Origin of the sequence: Castellaniella caeni NBRC 101664 (assembly GCF_001592225.1) — a bacterium.
GTDB lineage: Bacteria > Pseudomonadota > Gammaproteobacteria > Burkholderiales > Burkholderiaceae_B > Castellaniella > Castellaniella caeni.
In genome coordinates this window covers 22,128-41,642 of sequence record NZ_BCWN01000021.1, presented here as the reverse complement: position 1 = coordinate 41,642, position 19,515 = coordinate 22,128, and the positions used below count along the sequence as shown (strand labels likewise).

The window sequence follows — 19,515 nt, the reverse complement described above, 5'->3', positions numbered from 1 at the left end:
TATACGCGCGGATCACGGGCCGCCACGCACGCGGCGCGGCGGCCCGCCTGGACAGCCGCGCCACGGCCTGATCATGCATCAGCCCTGTTTCACCAACGGGCAGGTGCTTTCGGACAAGGGCACCGACACCAGGCTGGCGGGCAGCGTGCGCAGTACCTTGTAGTAATCCCAAGGCCCCTTGGATTCTGCCGGGGTCTTGACTTCGACCAGGTACATGTCGTGTGCCATCCAGCCATCCTTGCGCACGACGCCGTTGTGGGCGAAGAAGTCGTCGACCGGCAGCTCGCGCATCTTTTCGGCCACCTTCTTGCCATCGGTGGTGCCCGCCGCCTTGACCGCCTTCAGGTAGTGCAGCGTGGAGGAATACACGCTGGCCTGCACCATGCCGGGCTCGCGGTGGGTGAGCTTTTCAAAGCGCGCCGAGAACTTGCGGCTGGCATCGTCGCGATCCCAGTAGAAGGGCGTGGTGGCCACCAGGCCCTGGGCCTTGTCCAGCCCCAGGGCATGGACGTCGCTGATGACGATGCCCAGCGCCACGAGCTTTTGCCCACCCTTGGTGAGACCGAATTCGGCCGCCTGCTTGATGCTGTTGCTGGTATCGGCCCCGGCATTGGCCAACGCCACGGCCTGCGCCTTGGACGACTGGGCCTGCAGCAGGAACGAGGCGAAATCGGAGCCGCCTACCGGGTGGAAGACCTCGCCCACGACCTTGCCGCCGTTTTTATCGACCACCTTGGTGAGGTCGGCGGCCAGCTGCTTGCCATAGGCGTAGTCGGCAGCCAGGATGAACCAGCTCTTGGCGCCTTCCTTGACCAGGCCCGTGGCCGTGCCCACCGAAGACGCGTAGGTGTCGAAAGCCCAGTGAAAGCCCGTCGGCGAGCAGGCCTTGCCCGTGAGCGCCGCCGAGAACGGCCCGGAAGCGATGGTGATCTTGCCCTTTTCCTGGGCCAGGCCCTGCACTGCCAGGGCAACCGCCGAATTGGTGAGATCGCCGATCATCTCGACGTGATCGAGATCGAACCATTTGCGGGCGATGGACGTGCCCACGTCGGTCTTGTTCTGGTGGTCGGCGGACAGTACCTCGATCTTGCGCCCCAGTACCTCGCCGCCGAAGTCGTCCACGGCCATCTGCGCGGCCGTGACGGACGTGACCCCGCCGAAATCGGAATACAGGCCCGACTGATCGTTGAGGATGCCGATACGCAGGGGCTCGGCGGCCCCGGCAAACTGAGGCAGGGCGGCGGAAAGCGCCATGCACAGCAACAACCGCTTCATTTTCATTGACTGTCTCCGTGGATATTGTTGTCTTGCAAGACCCCGGATGAGTCGGAACCAGCACCCCACGGGGACTTCTCCTTGAGGTTATCGTTCGGCGAATCCGCCTGTCAATGCGTCGGCGTGCGGAAAACAGGCGAAAAGCCTCCGGACAGGTCGCAACGCCTGCTTGCCGCTCGACGGGCTTCGGAGTTCCTTAACCATGTGCTGAAGCCATGTATTGCCTGAAAGCAAATCAGTGCGTGCTAGGATTTTCGAACAAACTTCATTTCTAAATTTTTTTGAAATGAAATAAACATTCCTGACTCAGCGGCCCGGCGGCTGGCGCCGGCCCAGAGATTACCAAGGAGAGGAGATGAGCGAATATGTATCCCCCGCGCTGGACAGACAGGCACTGCAACCCTCTGAAACCCTATCCCGACAGGCGCTGATCGCGCTGTACAAGCCCATGCAGCTGGCGCGCAGCTTCGAGACTCGGCTTGGGCGCCTCTACCGGCAGGGCAAGATTGCCGGGGCAGTCTACCTGGGCACCGGTCAAGAGGCGATCGCCACCGGCGTCACCAGCCTGCTGCAACCCGACGACTACATCTCCACGGTGGCCCGCAACCTTGCGGGCTGGTTCGTGCGCGGGGTAGACCCGCGCCACGTCATGGCCCGCTGGTTCGGCAAAGACCAGGCGCCCTCGCACGGCAAAGACCTGGGGCTGTTTCTTGCCGACCTCAAGCACTACGGCATCGCCCCCTATCACAACGGTTCCATGGCGTCGTGGATTCCATCCGGGGCCGGGTTCGCGCTGGCCTTCCGGCAGCGGGGCGAAAGCCGCATCAATGTGGCCTTCACGGGCGACGGGGCAACGAGCCCGGGCGACTTCTACGAAGGCCTGAGCATCGCCGCCATCCACAAGCTGCCCCTGCTGGTCATCATCGAGAACAACGGCTACGCCTACTCGACGTCGCCCGAACACGAAATGCCCGTCAAGCACGTGGCCGAGCGCAGCGCGGCCTTCGGCATTCCATCGGCCATCGGCTTTGGCAACGACGTCTTCGAGGTGCGGCGCATGGCCCGCGAAGCCATCGACTACGTGCGCGCGGGCAACGGCCCCTATCTGCTGGAATTCAAATGCTTCCGCATGCGCGGCCATGGCGAACACGACGACATGGGCTACGTCCCCGAAGCCCAGCGTGCCTGGTGGGACGCGCGCGACCCGGTCACTTTGCTGCGCACTTACCTGACAGGGCCCGGCGGTTTTTCTGAAGAGGAGGTCGCCGCCATCGACGAAGACTGCAAACAACAAGTGGACGAGGCCGTGGAATACGCACAGAACCTGCCCATGCCCGCCGCCGCCACCGCCCTTCAAGGAGTGTTCAAGGCATGACTACCATTTCATTTCTCGATGCCATCAGCCAGGCGCTGCGCGAAGAAATGCAGCGCGATGAACGCGTCTTTCTGTTGGGTGAAGATATCGGCGCCTTTGGCGGTGCCTTCAAGGTGACGCGCGGGTTCCTGGAAGAATTTGGCCAATGGCGGGTGATGGACATGCCCATTGCCGAAAGCGGCTTTGTCGGCATGGGCTGCGCCGCGGCCATCGAGGGCCAGATTCCGGTGGTCGAATTCCAGTTCGCCGATTTCATCGCCTGCGCCTTCGACCAGATCATCAACTTTGCCGCCAAGGTGCACTACCGCTGGGGCATGCCCTGCCCCATCGTCTTTCGCGCCCCTTGCGGCGGCGGCGTACGTGGCGGCCCCTATCATTCCGAATCGCCCGAAGCGTGGTTCACCAATGTGCCAGGCCTGAAGATCGTCTACCCCAGCACGCCCTACGATGCCCTGGGCCTGCTGAAATCCGCCATCCGCGACCCGAATCCCGTCATTTTCTTTGAGCACAAGCGCCTGTACCGCAAGATACGCCAGGAGATCCCTGACGGTGAAATTCTCGTCCCGCTGGGCAGCGCCGACATCAAACGTCCGGGCCACGATCTCACGATCATCACCTATGGCGCCATGGTGCACGACGCCATCGAGGCCGCCGAAACGCTCGGCCAGCAAGGGTACGAGTGCGAGGTGCTCGATCTGCGCTCACTGTGTCCGTTGGACGAACAGTCCATCTACCAAAGCATTGCCAGGACACACCGCGCCCTGGTGGTGCACGAAGCGCATCTCACGGGCGGTTTTGGTGGCGAACTGGCGGCCCGCATCGCCGCCGAAGCCTTTGACCAGCTCGACGCGCCCATCGCCCGCGTCGGGGCCGCGGACGTGCCCATTCCGTACAGCCCGCCGCTCGAAGACGCCGTCCTGCCCAATGCGGACAAAATCGTCGCAGCGGCCTTGCGCACCCTGGAATACTGAACTGGAGACGAACCCATGTCCTTAGTCGATGTCATCATGCCGCAGCTGGGCGAATCCCTCACCGAAGGGATCGTCAGCGAATGGCTGAAAGCCCCCGGCGACGCGATCGCCCGGGACGAACCGCTGCTCACGGTCGAGACGGAAAAGGTCAACACCGCCATCGAGGCCGAAATCAGCGGCATTCTGGAAGAAACCCTGGTCGAACCCGGCACCGTGGTCGCCGTGGGCACCGTGATTGCCCGCATCCGGCAGGCCGCCAGCACGTCGGCCAGCAGCGCTATGAGCGCACCGGCCGCCCCGTCCGGCACACCCACCGCATCCGACACCCGCACGGTCTCGGACATTGCCCCCGCAGCCCCTGCCCCGGCCGCCTCTGACGAACCCGCCAGTCGCGGACACCTGGGCGCCAACAGCCAGGCCACCCTTTTTCCGGCGCACACAGAGGCCCGCCAGCGAGCTGCCGCCACGCCGGCACACGACCTGCGCATCGGCAGCCGCGCGCAAGAGCTGGCGACACGCTACCACGTGACCGCGCAAGAACTGACACAGCTGGGCCGCTCGCTGGACAAGGCCCGGCCCAGCCCGCAAGACATCCTGCGTTACGTCGCCGACCGCAGCCTGCGCAACCCGCCACCGCTGGCCCCCACGGGCACCGTCCCGATGCAGGCCGCCCCGGCGGCACCCGCCCCAATGGCATACCCGCCCACGCCTCCGGCACGCTACCGCTATCGTCCCAATGACCGCGACCTGGTGCGTCATCTGTCGGCCAAGCGGATGGTCATCGCCGACCACATGAGCTGGTCGCAAACGATCTCGGCCCACGCCACGGCACTCATGGAAGTAGACATGTCGGCGGCGGCCCAGTTTCTGGCGACGCAGCGCGACGCCCATCAGGCCGCCACCGGCGTGCGCCTGACCTACACCACGCTCATCGCGTATGCGGCCGTCCAGGCGCTGGCGGCCTACCCCGAACTCAACGCCTCGGTCGTGGATGATTCCATCGTCATCAAGCCGTACGTGAATCTCGGCATTGCCGTGGCCACCCACGACAAGCGCGAACTGGTGGTGCCCGTGGTGCACGATGCCGATTCACTGCCCTTTGCCGAACTGGCGCGCCGCCTCACCGACCTGACACACCGCGCCCGCGCCCAGCAGCTCAGCCAGGCCGACGTTACCGGTGGGACGTTCTCGTTTTCCAACCCCGGCACCGTGGGCGGGCTCGCAGGCACGCCCATCATCAACCAGCCCCAGGTGGCGGTACTGGCGGCCAACGCCATCGTCCGGCGGCCCGTCGTTCTCGAAGGCAGCGACACCATCGTGATCCGCCCCATCATGGTGCTCTCGCTGAGCATGGATCACCGCATCATCGACGGCGCGCTGGGTTTCGCGTATCTGGCCGACGTGCGCCAGCGACTGGAGCAGTGGGCACCCTAAGCAAGAAACCCGGTGCCAGCCCCCAGCAATGGGGCGCTGGTGTCGGCGACCGCGCCCTGGCGCGACAGAAGCAGTCTGCCACGGCAAATCAGCCTGCTGTCTGGCGCCCCAGGCCCAGGTAGCTTTCAACCACGCGCGGGTGGCCCGCCAGCATGGCCGCCGGGCCGCTGAGCACGACCGCGCCGGTTTCCAGCACGTAGCCGGTATCGGCCACGTGCAGAGCGGCGCGGGCGTTCTGTTCCACCAGCAGGATGGACACGCCTGTCGTGCGCAACTGGGCGATGGTCTGGAAGATTTCACGCACCACGCGGGGCGCAAGGCCCAGGCTGGGCTCATCGAGCATGAGCAGGGCCGGGCGCGCCATGAGCGCGCGCCCCACGGCCAGCATCTGGCGCTCGCCGCCCGACAGCGTGCCCGCCAGCTGTGCGGCGCGCTCGCGCAGGCGCGGAAACAGGGCGTACACCTCGTCCAGGGTGTCCCGCCAGCCACGCACTCCCGCCCGATGCAGACGAAAGCCGCCCAACAGCAGGTTGTCATGAACCGACATGCTGGCAAAAAGCTCGCGGCGCTCGGGCACCAGGGTCAGCCCCTCGCCCACGCGGCGCTCGATGTCCCAGCCCTGGATGTCCCGCCCTTGAAACAGGATGTGGCCCCGGCTGTGCCCACGGTTGGGCAAGGCCCCCATGATGGCGTTGAGCAAGGTGGACTTGCCCGCACCGTTGGCCCCGATGACCGTGACGATCTGTCCTCGCTCGACGGTGAGGTCCAGGGGGTCGAGCGCGGCCACTTTGCCATAGCTCGCCGACAGCCCGCGCAGCGCCAGCAAGGTGTCGTGATCGGCCATCACGATCCCTCTCCCAGGCGGGTCGCCACGCCGGGCACCACCGGGGTGGCCGCAACCGGGGCGATGGCCGCCCCTGGCGCCCCGGTTGGGGCGGCAACGGGCACCTCCCAGTCATCATCCAGCCCGCCCAGATAGGCTTCAAGCACGGCGGGGTTGGCCTGGATGTCGGCGGGCACGCCTTCGGCCAGCTGGGTGCCGAAATCCATGACCAGCAGGTGGTCGGTCAGGTTCATGACGAAATCCATATCGTGCTCGACCAGCAACAGGCTCATGCCTTCGCGCCGCAGCTGGTCGAGCACGGCGGCCAGGGCCTGCTTTTCCTGGTAGCGCAGCCCGGCGGCAGGCTCGTCGAGCAGCAGCAAGATGGGGTCGCCGCACAGGGCGCGGGCGATCTCCACGACCCGCTGGCGCCCCAGCGGCAGACTGCCCGCGGGCTGCTCCATGACGTCGGCCAGCCCCACCCGCTCGATCTGGCGCGCGGCCTCGCGCAGCAGCGCGGCCTCGCTGGCCCGATCGAGGCGCAGCGCGGCGGCGGCCACGCCCGCCCGGCTGCGCAAGTGCGCCCCCAGGGCCACGTTATCGAGCACGCTCATGTCGGGCAACAACTGCACGTGCTGAAAGCTGCGCACCAGACCACGGCGGGCAATGTCGTGCGCCGAACGGCCATCGATGCGCTCGCCCATGAAACGCACCTGCCCGGCGCTGAGCGGCAGCACGCCGCTGATGAGGTTGAAGGTGGTGCTTTTGCCCGCGCCATTGGGGCCAATGAGGCCCATGATCTCGCCCGCGCACAGCTGGAAACTGATGTCGTTGACCGCCACCAGGCCACCGAATTCTTTGCGCGCCCGATCGACGTCCAGCACCCGCTCGCCCACAGCGGGCAAGGGCCTGCGCGGCAGTTCGGCGGCCTGGGCATACCAGGGCGCCTGCGCCGCCGCGGGCCGGGCGCGCAGGCCCAGCCAGCCGCCCGCGCGGGCGATGAGCGGCCAGACGCCGTCGCGGGCGTATTGCAGCACCAGGATCATCAGCACCCCGAAGGCGAGCAGTTCAAGGTTGACCCCCGATCCCACGAGCGTCGGCAGCACGTTTTGCAGCTGATCTTTGACGATGAGGACGGTGGCCGCGCCCGCCACCGCCCCCCAGACGCTGCCCGAGCCGCCCACCACCGCCATGAACAGGTATTCGATACCGTAGCCCAGGCCGAACGGGCTGGGGCTGACGGCCCGCTGCATGTGGGCGTAGAGCCAGCCCGAAACCCCGCCCAGCAAGGCGGCGTAGACGAACACCACCACCTTGTAGTGCGCCAGATCGACGCCGAACGACTCGGCCATCGAGCCGCTGCGCAGGGCCCGGATGGCACGGCCCGCGCGCGAGTCGAGCAGGTTGCGCGTGGCCCACAAAGCCAGCAGCAGCACCAGCCAGATAAGCAGGTACATGGATTCGCTGGCGCCCAGCGACCAGGGCCCCAGCGTGATGGGCGGAATGCCGGCGATGCCGTCGTAGCGCCCGAGGAAATCGAGGTTGCCATACAGGTAGTACAGCGCCAGGCACCAGGCCAGCGTGCACAAGGGCAGATAATGGCCCGACAGGCGCAGGGTGATGACCCCCAGGCCATAGGCTACGAGGCAAGTGAGCAGCAAGCCCGCCAGCAGCCCCAGCCAGGGCGAGAGCTGGGCCGCCGTCGTGAGCCAGGCCGTCGTATACGCCCCCAGGCCGACGAAGGCCGACTGGCCGAACGACGTCATGCCCCCCACGCCGGTGAGCAGCACCAGCCCCAGCACCACCAGGCTGTAGAGCCCGATGTAGTTCATCTGGGTGATCCAGAAAGCGGGCACCCCCGGCAACCAGGGCAAGGTCGCCAGCAGCAACAGGCACAGGCCCTGGAGCAATCGCACGCGCATGGGGTCAGTCCTCTTCATCGAGCTGGACGCTGCCAAACGAACGCCACAGCAGCACGGGAATGATGAGCGCGAACACAATGGCTTCCTTGAAGGGGCTGGCCCAGAAGGAGGAGAAGGATTCGAGGATGCCGACGAACAGCGCCCCCGCCGCGGCGGCCGGATAGCTGACCAGGCCGCCGAAGATGGCCGCGACAAAGCCCTTCAGGCCGATGATGAAGCCGGTATCGTAATAGATGGTGGTGATGGCGGCGATCAGCATGCCCGACAGCGCCCCCACCGCCGCCGCCAGGGTGAAGGTGAGGCTGCCCGCCACGCGGGTGCTGATGCCCACCAGCCGGGCGCCGCGCCGGTTGACCGCCGTGGCACGCAGCGCCCGGCCATACAAGGTGCGCGAGAAAAACAGCCACAGCGCCAGCATCAGGGCGGCGCAGCTGCCCAGCACGACGAAGGTCTGGGCCGTCCAGGCCACCGGCCCCACCTGCACCGAGCCGTCGAGCAGCGCGGGCGTGCGCCAGCCCTCGGCGCCAAAGAACAGCAGGCCCAGGCCGGTCATGGCAAAGTGCACCGCCACCGAGATGATGAGCAGCACGAGCACGCTGGCCTGCTCGACCGGCTGATAGACCAGGCGGTAGATCATGGGGCCCATGGGGATCACCAGCAGCAGCGCGAACACCACGCGCAATGCCAGCGGCACCCCGTCGGCGGCCACGAGCGGCGCCAGCCACCAGAGCGCCAGCGGCAGGCCCAGGGCCCACAGCAGCGTGCGCCCGTAGCCGCGCCACTGGCGGCTGCGCCAGGCGCTGGCGGCCTCGGCCAGGCACACCAGCACGCCCAGCAGCACCAGCAGCAGCGCCGTGCCGGGCACCTTGCCATTGACGAGAAAAGCCAGCGACAGGGCGCCGAAGGTGACGAACTCGCCCTGCGGGATGAAGATCACCCGCGTGACGAGAAACACCAGCACCAGAGCCAGGCCCAGCAAGGCATAGATGGCGCCATTGAGGACGCCGTCCTGCAGCAGGATGAGGACGATGGTCAGATCCACGACCATCCCCCCCACGCCGCGGACGCCCGCCCTGGAGCGGCCTGTATCATCGACAGGCCAGACGGCATGGGACAGGCAGCACACCCCCGGCACATCATCGGATGGCCGCTCAGGCCCTGGACATTGCTCACATCATGCTCACAGATCGGGCTGATACGTCCATTTGCCATCGATCACCTTGACCATCACGCGGCCCCGGGTGTCGAGCCCGGCGTGGTCGGTGGCGCTCATGTTGAATACCCCCTGCGAGGCGGGCAGTTCTTTGACCTGTTCGAGCGCATCGCGCAGGGCGGCGCGAAACGCGGGCGTGCCCGGTTTGGCCCCGGCCTTGAGCGCGCGCGGGATGGCGTCGTTGATGAGCTGCCCGGCATCCCACAGGTGGCCGCCGAAGGTGTTGGTGGCCCCCACGCCATATTTGGCCTCGTAGGCATGCACGTAGACCAGGGCGCTTTTCTTGACCGGATTGCTGTCGGGCAGCTGCTGGGCCACCAGCAGCGGGCCGGCGGGCAGGATCATGCCATTGCAGTCTTTGCCGCAGACCCGCAGCACGTCGTTATTGGCCGCCCCGTGCGTCTGATAGATTTGCCCCTTGTAGCCGCGATCGACCAGCTCGCGCTGCGGCAAGGCCACCGGCGTCCCCGAGGCGGCAATGAGAATGCCGTCCGGCTTGGCCGCCAGCAGCTTGAGCACCTGGCCGGTGACGCTGGTGTCGGGACGCGCAAAGCGTTCGGCGGCCACGAGCTTGATGCCCTTGGCCTCGGCGGCCTTTTTCATCTCTTGATACCAGCCGTCGCCGTAGGCATCGCTGAAACCGATGAAACCCAGGGTCTTGATGTGCTGCTTGACCATGGCGTCGGCCAGGGCGCCCGCCATCAGGGCGTCGTTTTGCGGCGTCTTGAACACCCACTTGCGCACGCCATCGACCGGCTGCACCAGCTTGGCGCCCGCCGCCACGCTGATCATGGGCGTGCCGGTTTCGGCGGCCACGTCGGACATGGCCAGCGAACCCGGCACCACCGACGTGCCCAGCACGACATCGACGTGGTCGTCGGCGGTGAGCTTGCGGATGTTTTTCACCGCCTGCGTGGTGTCGGTGGCATCGTCGAGCACGATGTACTCGACCTTTTCGCCGCCGATCTCGGTGGGCAACAGGGCCACCGTATTGCGTTCGGGGATGCCCAGGGACGCGGCGGGCCCCGTGGACGAGACCGTCACCCCCACCTTGATCTGGGCCGAAACCGCCAGCGGCAGTGCTGCCAGCAGGGCCGCGGCCCCCAGGCTCAGCCGAAAGGAACGTGCAAAAGTCATCCTTGTCTCCATCGATATCATGTGTTCTGGCGCAGACCTTGCCCTGCCTGTCCCGCCGGGGTCGTATCGTGCAATCAGTGATTACGAATCCGTGAAATTTCAGCACGAAACATAATCTGGCGTCATATTATCGCAGGCTTACGCAATTTGCTGCCTACGTCCGGGGCCCGGCACCGGCCCGCGGCCGACCCGGCACCCGAATCAAAGTGCAACACAATCACCGGCGCAATCGCAGACCCGCCATACCCCTGACGGAATAACTCGTTTAAGATAAGAGATTGATTAGTTTGAGGCACGTCGTGGACAAGGTCACGCGCACCGACGCTCAATGGCGGGATCAGCTCTCCGCCGACGAATTTGCCGTCACCCGGCTGAAACACACCGAACGCCCTTTCTCGGGCCGCTACTGGAACACCGACGAACCAGGCACGTACGTGTGCGTCTGCTGCGGTACGCCGCTGTTCGAATCCGACACCAAATTCGAGGCGGGTTGCGGCTGGCCCAGCTACTTCCAGCCCATCACGCCCGACCGCGTGCGCGAAGAACGCGACACCACACACGGCATGATCCGCACTGAAATCCTCTGCGCCACCTGCGACGCCCACCTCGGGCACGTCTTCAACGACGGCCCCGCCCCCACGGGCCTGCGCTACTGCATCAACTCACTCTCGCTCAAATTCGTACCGGCCGAATGAAAAAGCTGCTTTTCGACCTTTTCCCCCTCATTCTGTTTTTCCTGGCGTTCAAGTTCGCCGACATCTACGTGGCCACGGGTGTGGCCATGGTGGCGGCGGTGGCGCAGATACTCTGGTTGCGGCTCACGGGCCGCGCCATCGAGGGCACGCACTGGATCAACCTCAGCGTCATCGTCGTCTTTGGCGGGGCCACGCTGCTGTTTCACGACGACACCTTCATCAAGTGGAAGCCCACCGTGCTGTACTGGCTGTTTGCCGTCATCTTGCTCGGCTCGCGCCTGCTCACGGGGCGCAACCTGATGCGCCGCCTGATGGGCGAGAAAATCGCCCTGCCCGAACGCGCCTGGAGCCGCCTCAACGACAGCTGGGCCGCCTTCTTCATCGCCTCGGGGGCGCTCAATCTGTACGTGGCCTTTTCCGGCCATTTCACCGAAGCCCAGTGGGTCAACTTCAAGGTCTTCGGCCTGATGATCCTGCTGCTGCTCTTCGTGGTGGTGCAGTCGGTCTGGCTGGGCCGCCACATCCAGGCCGACGCCAGCGGCGAACAGGCCGTCACCGACCGCACCGACCCCTCGTAAGCAATGCCCGACACGCCATCCCCCACCGAGCTGCAGACGCAGATCACCCAGCGCCTGCAGGCCTTGAGCCCCACCACGCTCAACCTCACCGACGACTCGCACCTGCATGTCGGCCACGCCGGCGCACGCGGCGGCGCACGGCACTTTCGCGTGCAGATCGTGTCCAAGCAATTCCAGGGGCTCGGCACGCTGGCGCGTCATCGTCTTGTGTATGATTGCGTGCGAGATCTCATGCCTCACCCCATTCACGCACTGGCCATCGAGGCCACCACCCCCCAAGAAGGACATTCATGAAACGTTTTGCTGTTGTGGCCCTGGCCTGCTCTTTGGCCCTGCCGGTCTATGCCAAAGACCTCGTCACCGTCAACGGCCAGGGGATCACCCAGGCCAAATTCGACCAGTTCGTCAGCCTGCTGGTCAGCCAGGGCGCACAAGACTCGCCCCAGCTGCGCGATCAGGTGAAGCAAGAGATGATCAACCGCCTGGTGGCCGTGCAAGCCGCCGAGAAGGTCGGCCTGCAGAAAGACCCCGCCGTGCAGCAAGAAACCGAGCTTGCCTCGCAAAGCATCCTGGTGCGCGCCCTGATGGCCAAGTACCTGAAAGACCACCCGGTCACCGAAGCCGACCTGAAAAAAGAATACGACTCCATCAAGGCTGAACAGGCCGACCGCAAGGAATACAAGCTGCGCCACATCCTGGTGAAGGACGAAGACACGGCCAAGGCCCTCATCAAATCGATCAAGGCCAAGAAGACCACCTTTGAAGCCGCCGCCAAGAAAGACTCCATCGATACCGGCAGCGGCAAGAACGGCGGCGAGCTGGGCTGGGGCCCCACCAGCAACTACGTGCCCGAATTCGCCAAGGCCGTGGAAGCCATGAAAAAGGGCGAAACCAGCGCAACGCCCGTGAAGAGCCAGTTTGGCTGGCACATCATCCAGGTGGAAGACGTGCGCCCGGTGGCCTTCCCCTCGTTTGACGAGGCCAAGCCGCAACTCGAGGAAATGATGCGCCAGCAGGCCCTGGCCGCCTATCAGAAGAGCCTGATGAAAGACGCCAAGGTCGTGGACAACAGCGCCGCCGCCAAGTAGTCTCTCGCCCGAGCATCACCCGACAACGGCCTCTCACGAGGCCGTTGCCGTATCTGGCCCCAAGCAGCCCAGGCGCAAAACGCAGCAACGCGCTGCGGGGGCGGCTTGCCCGACCCCCGAGGAGCCGTGCGCCGACGGCTTCAGCCCCCGCCCAGCAAGGCCTGCAGGCCCGCCTCGTCCAGCACGGGCACGCCCAGCTCTTGCGCCTTGACCAGCTTGCTGCCGGCCTCTTCACCCGCCACCACCCAGGCCGTCTTGCGCGACACCGAGCCGCTGACCTTGCCCCCGGCGGCAAGAACCAGGCGCGTGGCCTCGTCGCGCGACAGCGTGGGCAGCGTGCCGGTGAGCACCAGCGTCTTGCCCGCCAGCGGCTTGTCGCCCGCGAGCGCCGCCTCGGCCTGAGGCTCGACCCCGGCGGCCTGCAGGGCCGCCACCACCTCGCGGTTGTGGGCCTCGGCAAAGAAGCGGTGGATCGAGGCCGCCACCACCGGGCCGACGTCGGGCACCTGGAGAAAATCGTCTTCGGACGCCTGCAACACCGCCTGCAGCGACCCGAAATGACGCGCGATATCGCGCGCCGTGGTCTCGCCCACGTGCCGGATGCCCAGGGCATACAGCAGCCGGGACAGGCTGGGGCGGCGGCTGCGGTCGATTTCGCGCACCAGGTTCTGCGCCGACTTCAGGCCCATGCGCGGATAAGTGGACAGTTCAAGCTCGCCCAGGCCGTAGAGGTCGGCCAGGGTACGGACGCGCCCGCCATCCACCAGTTGTTCGATGAGCTTGTCGCCCAGGCCGTCGATGTCCAGCGCCTTGCGGCTGGCGGCATGCCACAGCGTCTGCTTGCGCTGGGCCGGGCAAAACAGCCCGCCCGTGCAGCGCGTGATGGCCTCGCCCTCGGGGCGCTCGACCGCCGAGCCGCACTCGGGGCACACCGGACAGGCGGCGGCGAGATCGAAAGGCCGCGCGTCGGCGGGCCGCAAGTCGAGCACGGGGCCGACGACTTCGGGGATGACGTCGCCCGCGCGGCGCACCACGACGGTGTCGCCGATGCGCACGTCCTTGCGGTGGATTTCATCCTCGTTGTGCAAGGTGGCGTTGGTAACCGTCACTCCGCCCACGAACACCGGCTGCAGGCGCGCCACGGGCGTCAGCGCCCCCGTGCGGCCCACCTGCACGTCGATGCCCAGCAGGCGCGTGGTTTCCTCTTGGGCGGGAAATTTGTGCGCAATGGCAAAACGCGGCGCACGCGCCACGAAGCCCAGCACCGCCTGGGCACGCAGGTCGTTGACCTTGTAGACCACCCCGTCGATGCCGTAGGGCAGCCCGGCACGGGCGGCACCCACCTGTTCGTAGAAGCGCAGCAGCGCGTCCGCCCCGTGGCACAGGGTGCGCCCCGGACTGACGGCAAAGCCGAACGCGGCCAGCCAGTCGAGCATGTCGGCGTGCGTGGCGCGCGGCTGCAGCGCGCGGCCCGCCGCGTCTTGCACCTGCCCCCAGCCATAGGCGTAGAAGCGCAGGGGCCGGGTGGCCGTCACACGGGGATCGAGCTGGCGCAGGCTGCCCGCCGCCGCGTTGCGCGGGTTGACAAAAGGCTTGTCGCCACGGGCCACCTGGGCGTCGTTCAGGCGGGTGAAGTCGGCGCGCGCCATGAGCACTTCGCCGCGCACTTCCAGCACGGCGGGCGCCTCGCCCAGCAGGCGCAGCGGCACCGAGCGCAAGGTACGGATATTGGCCGTGATGTCTTCGCCATCGGCGCCGTCGCCACGCGTGGCGGCCTGCGCCAGCCGCCCGGCCTCGTAGCGCAGGCTGACGGCCAGGCCATCGAATTTGTACTCGGCCATGTAGGCCACACCCGGCGCCGCGGCGGCCGCCGGGGGAAAGAGGTCGGCCTGCCCGGCCTGGGCCGCCTGGCCCGTCACGGTGTCGGGTGCCTCGGTCGCGGCGGCCAGCAGGCCGGATTCGGCCAGGGCCGCGGACACCCGCTCGTCAAAGGCCTGGATGTCCTCGGCGGTGAAGGCATTGGCCAGCGACAGCATGCGCACGGCATGGTGCACCGGCTGAAAATGGCTCAGTGGCGCGGCGCCCACCCGCTGCGTCGGTGAATCGGGGGTGACCCAGTCGGGGTGCGCCTGCTCGATGGCCTGCAGCTCGACCATCAGCTGGTCGTACTGCGCATCGGAGATGATGGGAGCGTCGTCCACGTAGTAGCGGCGGTTGTGGGCCTCGATCTCGGCGCGCAGCTGTTGCAGATGATCGAACACGGCCCCTGAAGCAGACGGCATTATGAAAACACCCGTGCCGTGCGCTCGGTGCCCGCCAGAAAGCCGGCCTTGTCCAGCTGGTCGTACAGGGCGCTGATCTGCTTGTCGATGACCGGCGCCGACGTGTCCTGGAAGGTGCGCCCCTGGTCGTCGAGCACGTGGGCGTCCAGGCGCTGGGCCAGGTCGCGGCTCACGGCCACCATGCGGCTGAAGGCCTGGTCGTCCGGAATGCTGTTGGGCACGTCAAGGATGAGATCGACCCGGTGCGCAGGCTCGCCGCCCGGCTGGTCGATCTGCAGCACGAAGCGCGGCATGCCGTTTTCAGCCATCCAGGCCCACTGCCCACGGGTATGCACGAAACCCACGCCGGCCGCCGCCTCGGTGATGGCGCCCGCGGCCTGCGGCTGGTTCAGCTGCAGGATCAGGCCCACTTGCGCATCCATGGCCGCGCAGCCGGCATCGAGTTCGAGCGCCTTCTTCAGCACGACGTCCTGGTCGGGCGCTTCGATCTGGCCGTCGAAACGTTCGGCCAGGTTCTGCGCCAGCGTCCAGAGGTTCGACCATTCGATGGCCGTGAGCGGCCCGCTGCGGTTGGCCAGCACGACCACCAGCTGCAAAGCCACGTAGGCCTCGTCGGCCAGCACCCGGCTGCGATGGCCGCCGCCCTCGCGTTCGGCGAATACCCGCACCGCCTTCTTGCCCACGCGCGTGACCGAGTGCACGGCCTCGGCCAGCAGTTCGCCCGCCACCGGATGCGCCAGCGCGATGTCGATGACGGCTTCGCAGGCGGCATCGATCTCGGGGGCTTCGTCAGCAGGCACGGCGGCAGGCGCGGATGCGGGTTCGGCTTCCCAGAGGCCGGGTTCGCGCCGCGCCACGCTGTCCGGACGATCTTGCATGAGCACGTCATGCGCGGCTTCGGGTTCGGTCGCGCGCATGCTGCGTCGCGCCCGCCAGTCTTGCCAGCCGTTGTACAGCAGCACGACCACGATCAAGGCCGCGCCGATGGAAATCAGCAAAATCTGCAAATCGCTCATATCAACCCCATTCTCCTGCCTGTCCTGATTGCCTGAAATCGCCGGGCCGTCAGGCAACCCACTGCAAGGCCGAATCCATATCGACCGCCACGATGCGTGACACGCCTTGTTCTTGCATGGTCACCCCAACCAATTGTCGTGCGATCTGCATGGCAATTTTATTATGCGAAATGAAAAGAAACTGTGTCTGGTTGCTCATGCCCTTGACCAGATTGGCATAGCGCTCGGTGTTGGCGTCGTCCAGCGGCGCATCGACCTCGTCAAGCAGACAGAAGGGCGCCGGATTGAGTTTGAACAAGGCAAACACCAGGGCGGTGGCCGTCAGGGCCTTTTCACCGCCCGACAACAGGTGGATCGTGCTGTTGCGCTTGCCCGGCGGCTGCGCCATCACCTGCACGCCCGCATCCAGGATCTCGTCGCCCGTCATGGTGAGGCGCGCCTCGCCGCCGCCAAAGAGCTGGGGAAACAGGGCGCCAAAGTGCTGGTTGACCGTCTCGAAGGTCTGCGACAGCAGCTCGCGCGTCTCGCGGTCGATCTTGCGGATGGCGTTTTCCAGCGTGTCGATGGCTTCGAGCAGGTCGGCGCGCTGGCTGTCGAGATAGCCCTTGCGCTCGCGCGCGGTCGCCAGCTCTTCCAGCGCCGCCAGATTGACGGCCCCCAGCGCCTCGATGCGCCGCGTGATGCGCTGCACCTCGGACTGCAGCCAGTCGAGACGCTGCCACTGCGGCGGCTGTTCGGCCAGATGGCGCTGCAAGGCGGCGCGATCCACCTGGCGGGCATCCAGCTGCTCGGCGTATTGCTCGACCGACAGGCGCGAGGCCTGTTCCTTGAGCTGCAGCTCGGTGATGCGCGCGCGCAGCGGGTCGAGCCCGCGCTCGAGCGCCAGGCGGCCCTCGTCGGCCTCGCGCAGGGCCGCGGCCTGTTCATCCTGCCGCAGGCGGGCCTGGCGCAAGGCGTCTTCGCACGCGACGCGTGCCTCAAGGGCTTCTTGCAAACCCGCCTGGGCCACGGATTCGTCCAGTTCGAACAGCTCGCCCTGCAGGGATTCAAGCTCGGCCTCGGCACGCGCGGCCTGTTCTTGCGCCAGCTGCGCCGTGCGTCGCAGCTCGTCGAGGCGATGGCGCAAGGCGCGCACGGCGTACTCGGCCTCTTGTGCCGCCCGCTCTTGGTCGCGCCCCAGCTGGCGCGCCCGATCCGCCTGACGGCCCAGGTCTTCCGCCTGCAGATCCAGCGCGGCCAGGGCTTCTTGCTGCTCGGCCAGTTGCCCGTCCAGCTGCTCGAACCGCGCCTCGGCCTCTTCGCGGCGCAGCGCCAGCGCCTGCTGCTGGGCATCGATGTCCTGCATGTCGCGCGCCAGGCGCTGGGCCTGTTCTTCGGCGCGCGCCAGCTGCTGCCCCAGGCGATCGTGCCGCATCTGCGCTTCGTGCTGGGCGCGCATGCGCTCGGCAATCTGCAGACGGGCGGGCTGCAGGGCCTGTTCGAGCGCCGTGCGCGCCGCCTGCGCCTGCGCCCGCGCATCCAGCGCCTCGTCGGCGATCAGGCGCGCCGCCTTGATTTCCAGGGCCAGATTGTCGATCTGCTGCTGGCGCGCCAGCAGGCCGGCCTGGGCGGAGTCCTGCGCGTAGAAGCTCACCGCGTGGTGCGTCACCAGATGGCCCGAGGACAGCGCCCAGGCCCCGTCCATCGGCAGCTCGGCGCGGCGCGCCAGGGCCTGGGCCAGATCGGCAATGACGTAGACGCCGCGCAGCCAGGCGGCGAGCAAAGGCCGCAGGGCAGGTTCGCGCACCTGAACCCGATCGAGCAGGAGCGTGGCACCGGTCGGCGCGGGCGCCGCCTCGGGCGCCTGGGCGGGCGTCTGGTAGAAGGTCAGCCGCGCGGGCGGCGCATCCTGCGCAAAGGCGCGCACGTGGTCGAGCGTGCGCAAGCCCAGGGCCTGCATGCGCTCGCGCAGCACCGCTTCCAGGGCCAGCGCCCATTCGGCATCGACCTGCAGCTGCTGCCACAGGCGCCCCAGGCCCTGGAGTTCCTGGCGCTGCAGCCAGGGTTCGAGCGCATCTTCGGACTGAATTTTTTCCTGTAGCGCCACCAGTGCCTGGCGCCGCGCATCGAGGCGGTCGAGTTCCTGGCGCGCACTCTGGCTGGCCTCTTGAGCCCGGGCCAGCGCCGCCTCGACGCCAGGCTGGCGGGATTCGAGTTCGAGCAGGCGCTCCTGCGCCTCTTCCAGACGGGCATCCGCCACGGCGCACTCGCCCGCCCAGCGCTGCAGCTCGGCGGGGTCGTGCGCGCCCAGGGCCTGGCGCTCGGCCTGCAGGCGGGTGCGGCGGTCATCGAGCGCCCGCCATTGGTGATCGGCCTCGCGCTGGGACTGGGCCGCCAGCGCGAGGTCTTGTTCGGTGCGCGACTGCAGACGGCGTTGCTCGTCGCGCTGCGCCATCAGGGTGCGCAGGTGCGCCTCTTGCGCGGGCAGCGCGTCTTGCGCCGACTGCGCCTGCTCAGCCAGCGCTTCAGCCTGCGCCACGGCCTCGTCGATCTGCCCTTCGATCTCTTCGATGGACGCCTGGCTGTGGTTTTGCTGATCGCGCCATTCTTGCGCCTGCGCCTGCAACTGGCCGCGACGCTGCTGCACCCGCTGGCGCGAATCGACCACGTGGCGGATCTCGGCCTCGAGGCGGCTGACCTCGGCGCCCGCCTCGTATACGCGGCCCTGCGCCTGGTGCACCGCCTCGCTGGCGGCAAAGTGGCTTTCGCGTTGCGCTTCGAGCCCGGTTTCGAGCGCGCGCAGGCGCGCCAGCGCGGCTTCGAGTTCGGTCTGGGCCTGCTCGGTGTTCAAGGCCAGGGTCTGGCGGCTGTCGCGCGCCGCCTGTTCGCGCAGCAGCCACAGGATATGCTGCTTGAGTTCGCCTTCCTGCTGCAGGGCGCGGTAATCGGCGGCCACGCGAGCCTGGGATTCCAGTTTGTCGAGCTGACCGTCGAGTTCGCGCAGGATGTCGTCGAGCCGCGTGAGGTTCTCGCGCGTGTCCTGCAGGCGGTTTTCGGTCTCGCGGCGCCGCTCTTTATAGCGCGACACGCCCGCCGCTTCTTCGAGGTACACCCGCAGCTCTTCGGGGCGCGCCTCGATCAGGCGGTTGATCATGCCCTGGCCGATGATGGCGTAGCCCCGGGTGCCCAGGCCCGTGCCCAGAAAGATGTCGTGGATGTCGCGCCGCCGCACGGCCTGGTTGTTGACGAAATAGCTGCTGGCGCCATCGCGCGTGAGCACGCGGCGCACGGCGATCTCGGCGAAGGCCGACCACTGCCCGGCGGCCCGCCCCTGGCTATTGTCGAAGACCAGCTCGACCGACGCCCGCGCGGCAGGCTTGCGCTGCCCCGAACCGTTGAAGATGACGTCCTGCATCGACGCGCCGCGCAATTCGGACGCCTTGGTCTCGCCCAGCACCCAGCGCACGGCGTCGATGATGTTGGACTTGCCGCAGCCGTTGGGGCCCACGACGCCCACCAGCTCGCTGGGAGTGGGGATCACGGTCGGATCGACGAACGACTTGAATCCGGCAAGTTTGATCTGCGTGAGGCGCACGGGAATCTGGCAAGCGAAAAATCGGCTGTTTTCAACAGCGTATGATAACGCACCAGGATCACCCTCCAGACAGGGCGGGATGCCTGTACCTGTCCGTTCCGGCAGACCCGCTATACTGCAACTCCATTTTTA

The 19,515-nt window shown here is 67.1% G+C and carries 15 protein-coding genes; 7 read left to right on the top strand and 8 right to left on the bottom strand.

From position 1 onward, the window contains the following. Positions 1-78: 78 nt before the first annotated feature. On the bottom strand, positions 79-1,281 hold the full coding sequence (locus tag CCA01S_RS12365; RefSeq protein WP_066458973.1) for an ABC transporter substrate-binding protein: 1,203 nt from the start codon (positions 1,279-1,281) through the stop codon (positions 79-81). Positions 1,282-1,630: 349 nt separating this feature from the next. On the opposite strand from CCA01S_RS12365, the gene CCA01S_RS12360 reads away from it, so the two are divergent. From CCA01S_RS12360 to CCA01S_RS12350, 3 genes are read left to right on the top strand one after another with little or no spacing between them, the layout of a single operon-like run. After that, entirely contained in the window at positions 1,631-2,650 is a 1,020-nt protein-coding gene (locus CCA01S_RS12360; protein ID WP_066458971.1) for a thiamine pyrophosphate-dependent dehydrogenase E1 component subunit alpha, read from the top strand. Further along, positions 2,647-3,621: an alpha-ketoacid dehydrogenase subunit beta gene (locus CCA01S_RS12355; protein WP_066458969.1), complete on the top strand. Its 975-nt coding sequence runs from the start codon at positions 2,647-2,649 to the stop codon at positions 3,619-3,621. Before CCA01S_RS12360 ends, CCA01S_RS12355 begins: the two co-directional genes overlap by 4 nt. A 15-nt stretch (positions 3,622-3,636) precedes the next feature. Further along, positions 3,637-5,055 (top strand): dihydrolipoamide acetyltransferase family protein, encoded by a 1,419-nt coding sequence (locus tag CCA01S_RS12350; RefSeq protein WP_066458968.1) that lies wholly within the window; start codon positions 3,637-3,639, stop codon positions 5,053-5,055. An 88-nt stretch (positions 5,056-5,143) separates the two neighbouring features. Here the strand turns inward: CCA01S_RS12350 and CCA01S_RS12345 are convergent, their stop codons facing one another. The 4 genes from CCA01S_RS12345 to CCA01S_RS12330 form a co-directional block, all read right to left on the bottom strand. Beyond that, positions 5,144-5,899 (bottom strand): ABC transporter ATP-binding protein, encoded by a 756-nt coding sequence (locus CCA01S_RS12345; protein ID WP_066458965.1) that lies wholly within the window; start codon positions 5,897-5,899, stop codon positions 5,144-5,146. Further along, positions 5,899-7,800 carry a branched-chain amino acid ABC transporter ATP-binding protein/permease gene (locus CCA01S_RS12340; RefSeq protein WP_084386736.1) on the bottom strand — a complete coding sequence of 634 codons (1,902 nt, stop codon included), beginning with the start codon at positions 7,798-7,800 and terminating at the stop codon, positions 5,899-5,901. The genes CCA01S_RS12345 and CCA01S_RS12340 overlap by 1 nt, the downstream gene beginning before the upstream one ends. Before the next feature lie 4 nt (positions 7,801-7,804). Continuing rightward, complete coding sequence (locus tag CCA01S_RS12335; RefSeq protein WP_066459017.1) at positions 7,805-8,842, bottom strand: branched-chain amino acid ABC transporter permease; 1,038 nt, start codon at positions 8,840-8,842, stop codon at positions 7,805-7,807. A gap of 138 nt (positions 8,843-8,980) precedes the next feature. After that, positions 8,981-10,150 carry an ABC transporter substrate-binding protein gene (locus CCA01S_RS12330; protein WP_066458961.1) on the bottom strand — a complete coding sequence of 390 codons (1,170 nt, stop codon included), beginning with the start codon at positions 10,148-10,150 and terminating at the stop codon, positions 8,981-8,983. 299 nt (positions 10,151-10,449) lie between these two features. Here CCA01S_RS12330 and msrB point away from each other — a divergent pair, with 299 nt between their 5' ends. Genes msrB through CCA01S_RS12310 form a run of 4 tightly spaced genes read left to right on the top strand, consistent with a single transcriptional unit; the run spans position 10,450 to position 12,511 of the window. Then, on the top strand, positions 10,450-10,845 hold the full coding sequence (msrB, locus tag CCA01S_RS12325) for a peptide-methionine (R)-S-oxide reductase MsrB (protein ID WP_066458960.1): 396 nt from the start codon (positions 10,450-10,452) through the stop codon (positions 10,843-10,845). Further along, complete coding sequence (locus CCA01S_RS12320) at positions 10,842-11,423, top strand: septation protein A (RefSeq protein WP_066458959.1); 582 nt, start codon at positions 10,842-10,844, stop codon at positions 11,421-11,423. The genes msrB and CCA01S_RS12320 overlap by 4 nt, the downstream gene beginning before the upstream one ends. 3 nt (positions 11,424-11,426) lie before the next feature. Next, the gene (locus CCA01S_RS12315) at positions 11,427-11,717 is read left to right on the top strand and encodes a BolA family protein (protein WP_066458957.1); all 291 of its coding nucleotides are present in this window, start codon (positions 11,427-11,429) and stop codon (positions 11,715-11,717) included. After that, positions 11,714-12,511, top strand: a complete 798-nt coding sequence (locus CCA01S_RS12310; RefSeq protein ID WP_066458955.1) for a peptidylprolyl isomerase — start codon at positions 11,714-11,716, stop codon at positions 12,509-12,511. Before CCA01S_RS12315 ends, CCA01S_RS12310 begins: the two co-directional genes overlap by 4 nt. Positions 12,512-12,651: 140 nt before the next feature. Here the strand turns inward: CCA01S_RS12310 and ligA are convergent, their stop codons facing one another. Genes ligA through smc form a run of 3 tightly spaced genes read right to left on the bottom strand, consistent with a single transcriptional unit; the run spans position 12,652 to position 19,383 of the window. Beyond that, a complete protein-coding gene (ligA, locus tag CCA01S_RS12305) occupies positions 12,652-14,793 on the bottom strand; it encodes an NAD-dependent DNA ligase LigA (RefSeq protein ID WP_066458954.1) in 2,142 nt (713 codons plus the stop codon). Then, the gene (locus CCA01S_RS12300) at positions 14,793-15,809 is read right to left on the bottom strand and encodes a cell division protein ZipA C-terminal FtsZ-binding domain-containing protein (protein WP_066458953.1); all 1,017 of its coding nucleotides are present in this window, start codon (positions 15,807-15,809) and stop codon (positions 14,793-14,795) included. The genes ligA and CCA01S_RS12300 overlap by 1 nt, the downstream gene beginning before the upstream one ends. A 49-nt stretch (positions 15,810-15,858) precedes the next feature. Further along, entirely contained in the window at positions 15,859-19,383 is a 3,525-nt protein-coding gene (gene smc / locus CCA01S_RS12295; protein ID WP_066458952.1) for a chromosome segregation protein SMC, read from the bottom strand. Positions 19,384-19,515 lie beyond the last annotated feature (132 nt).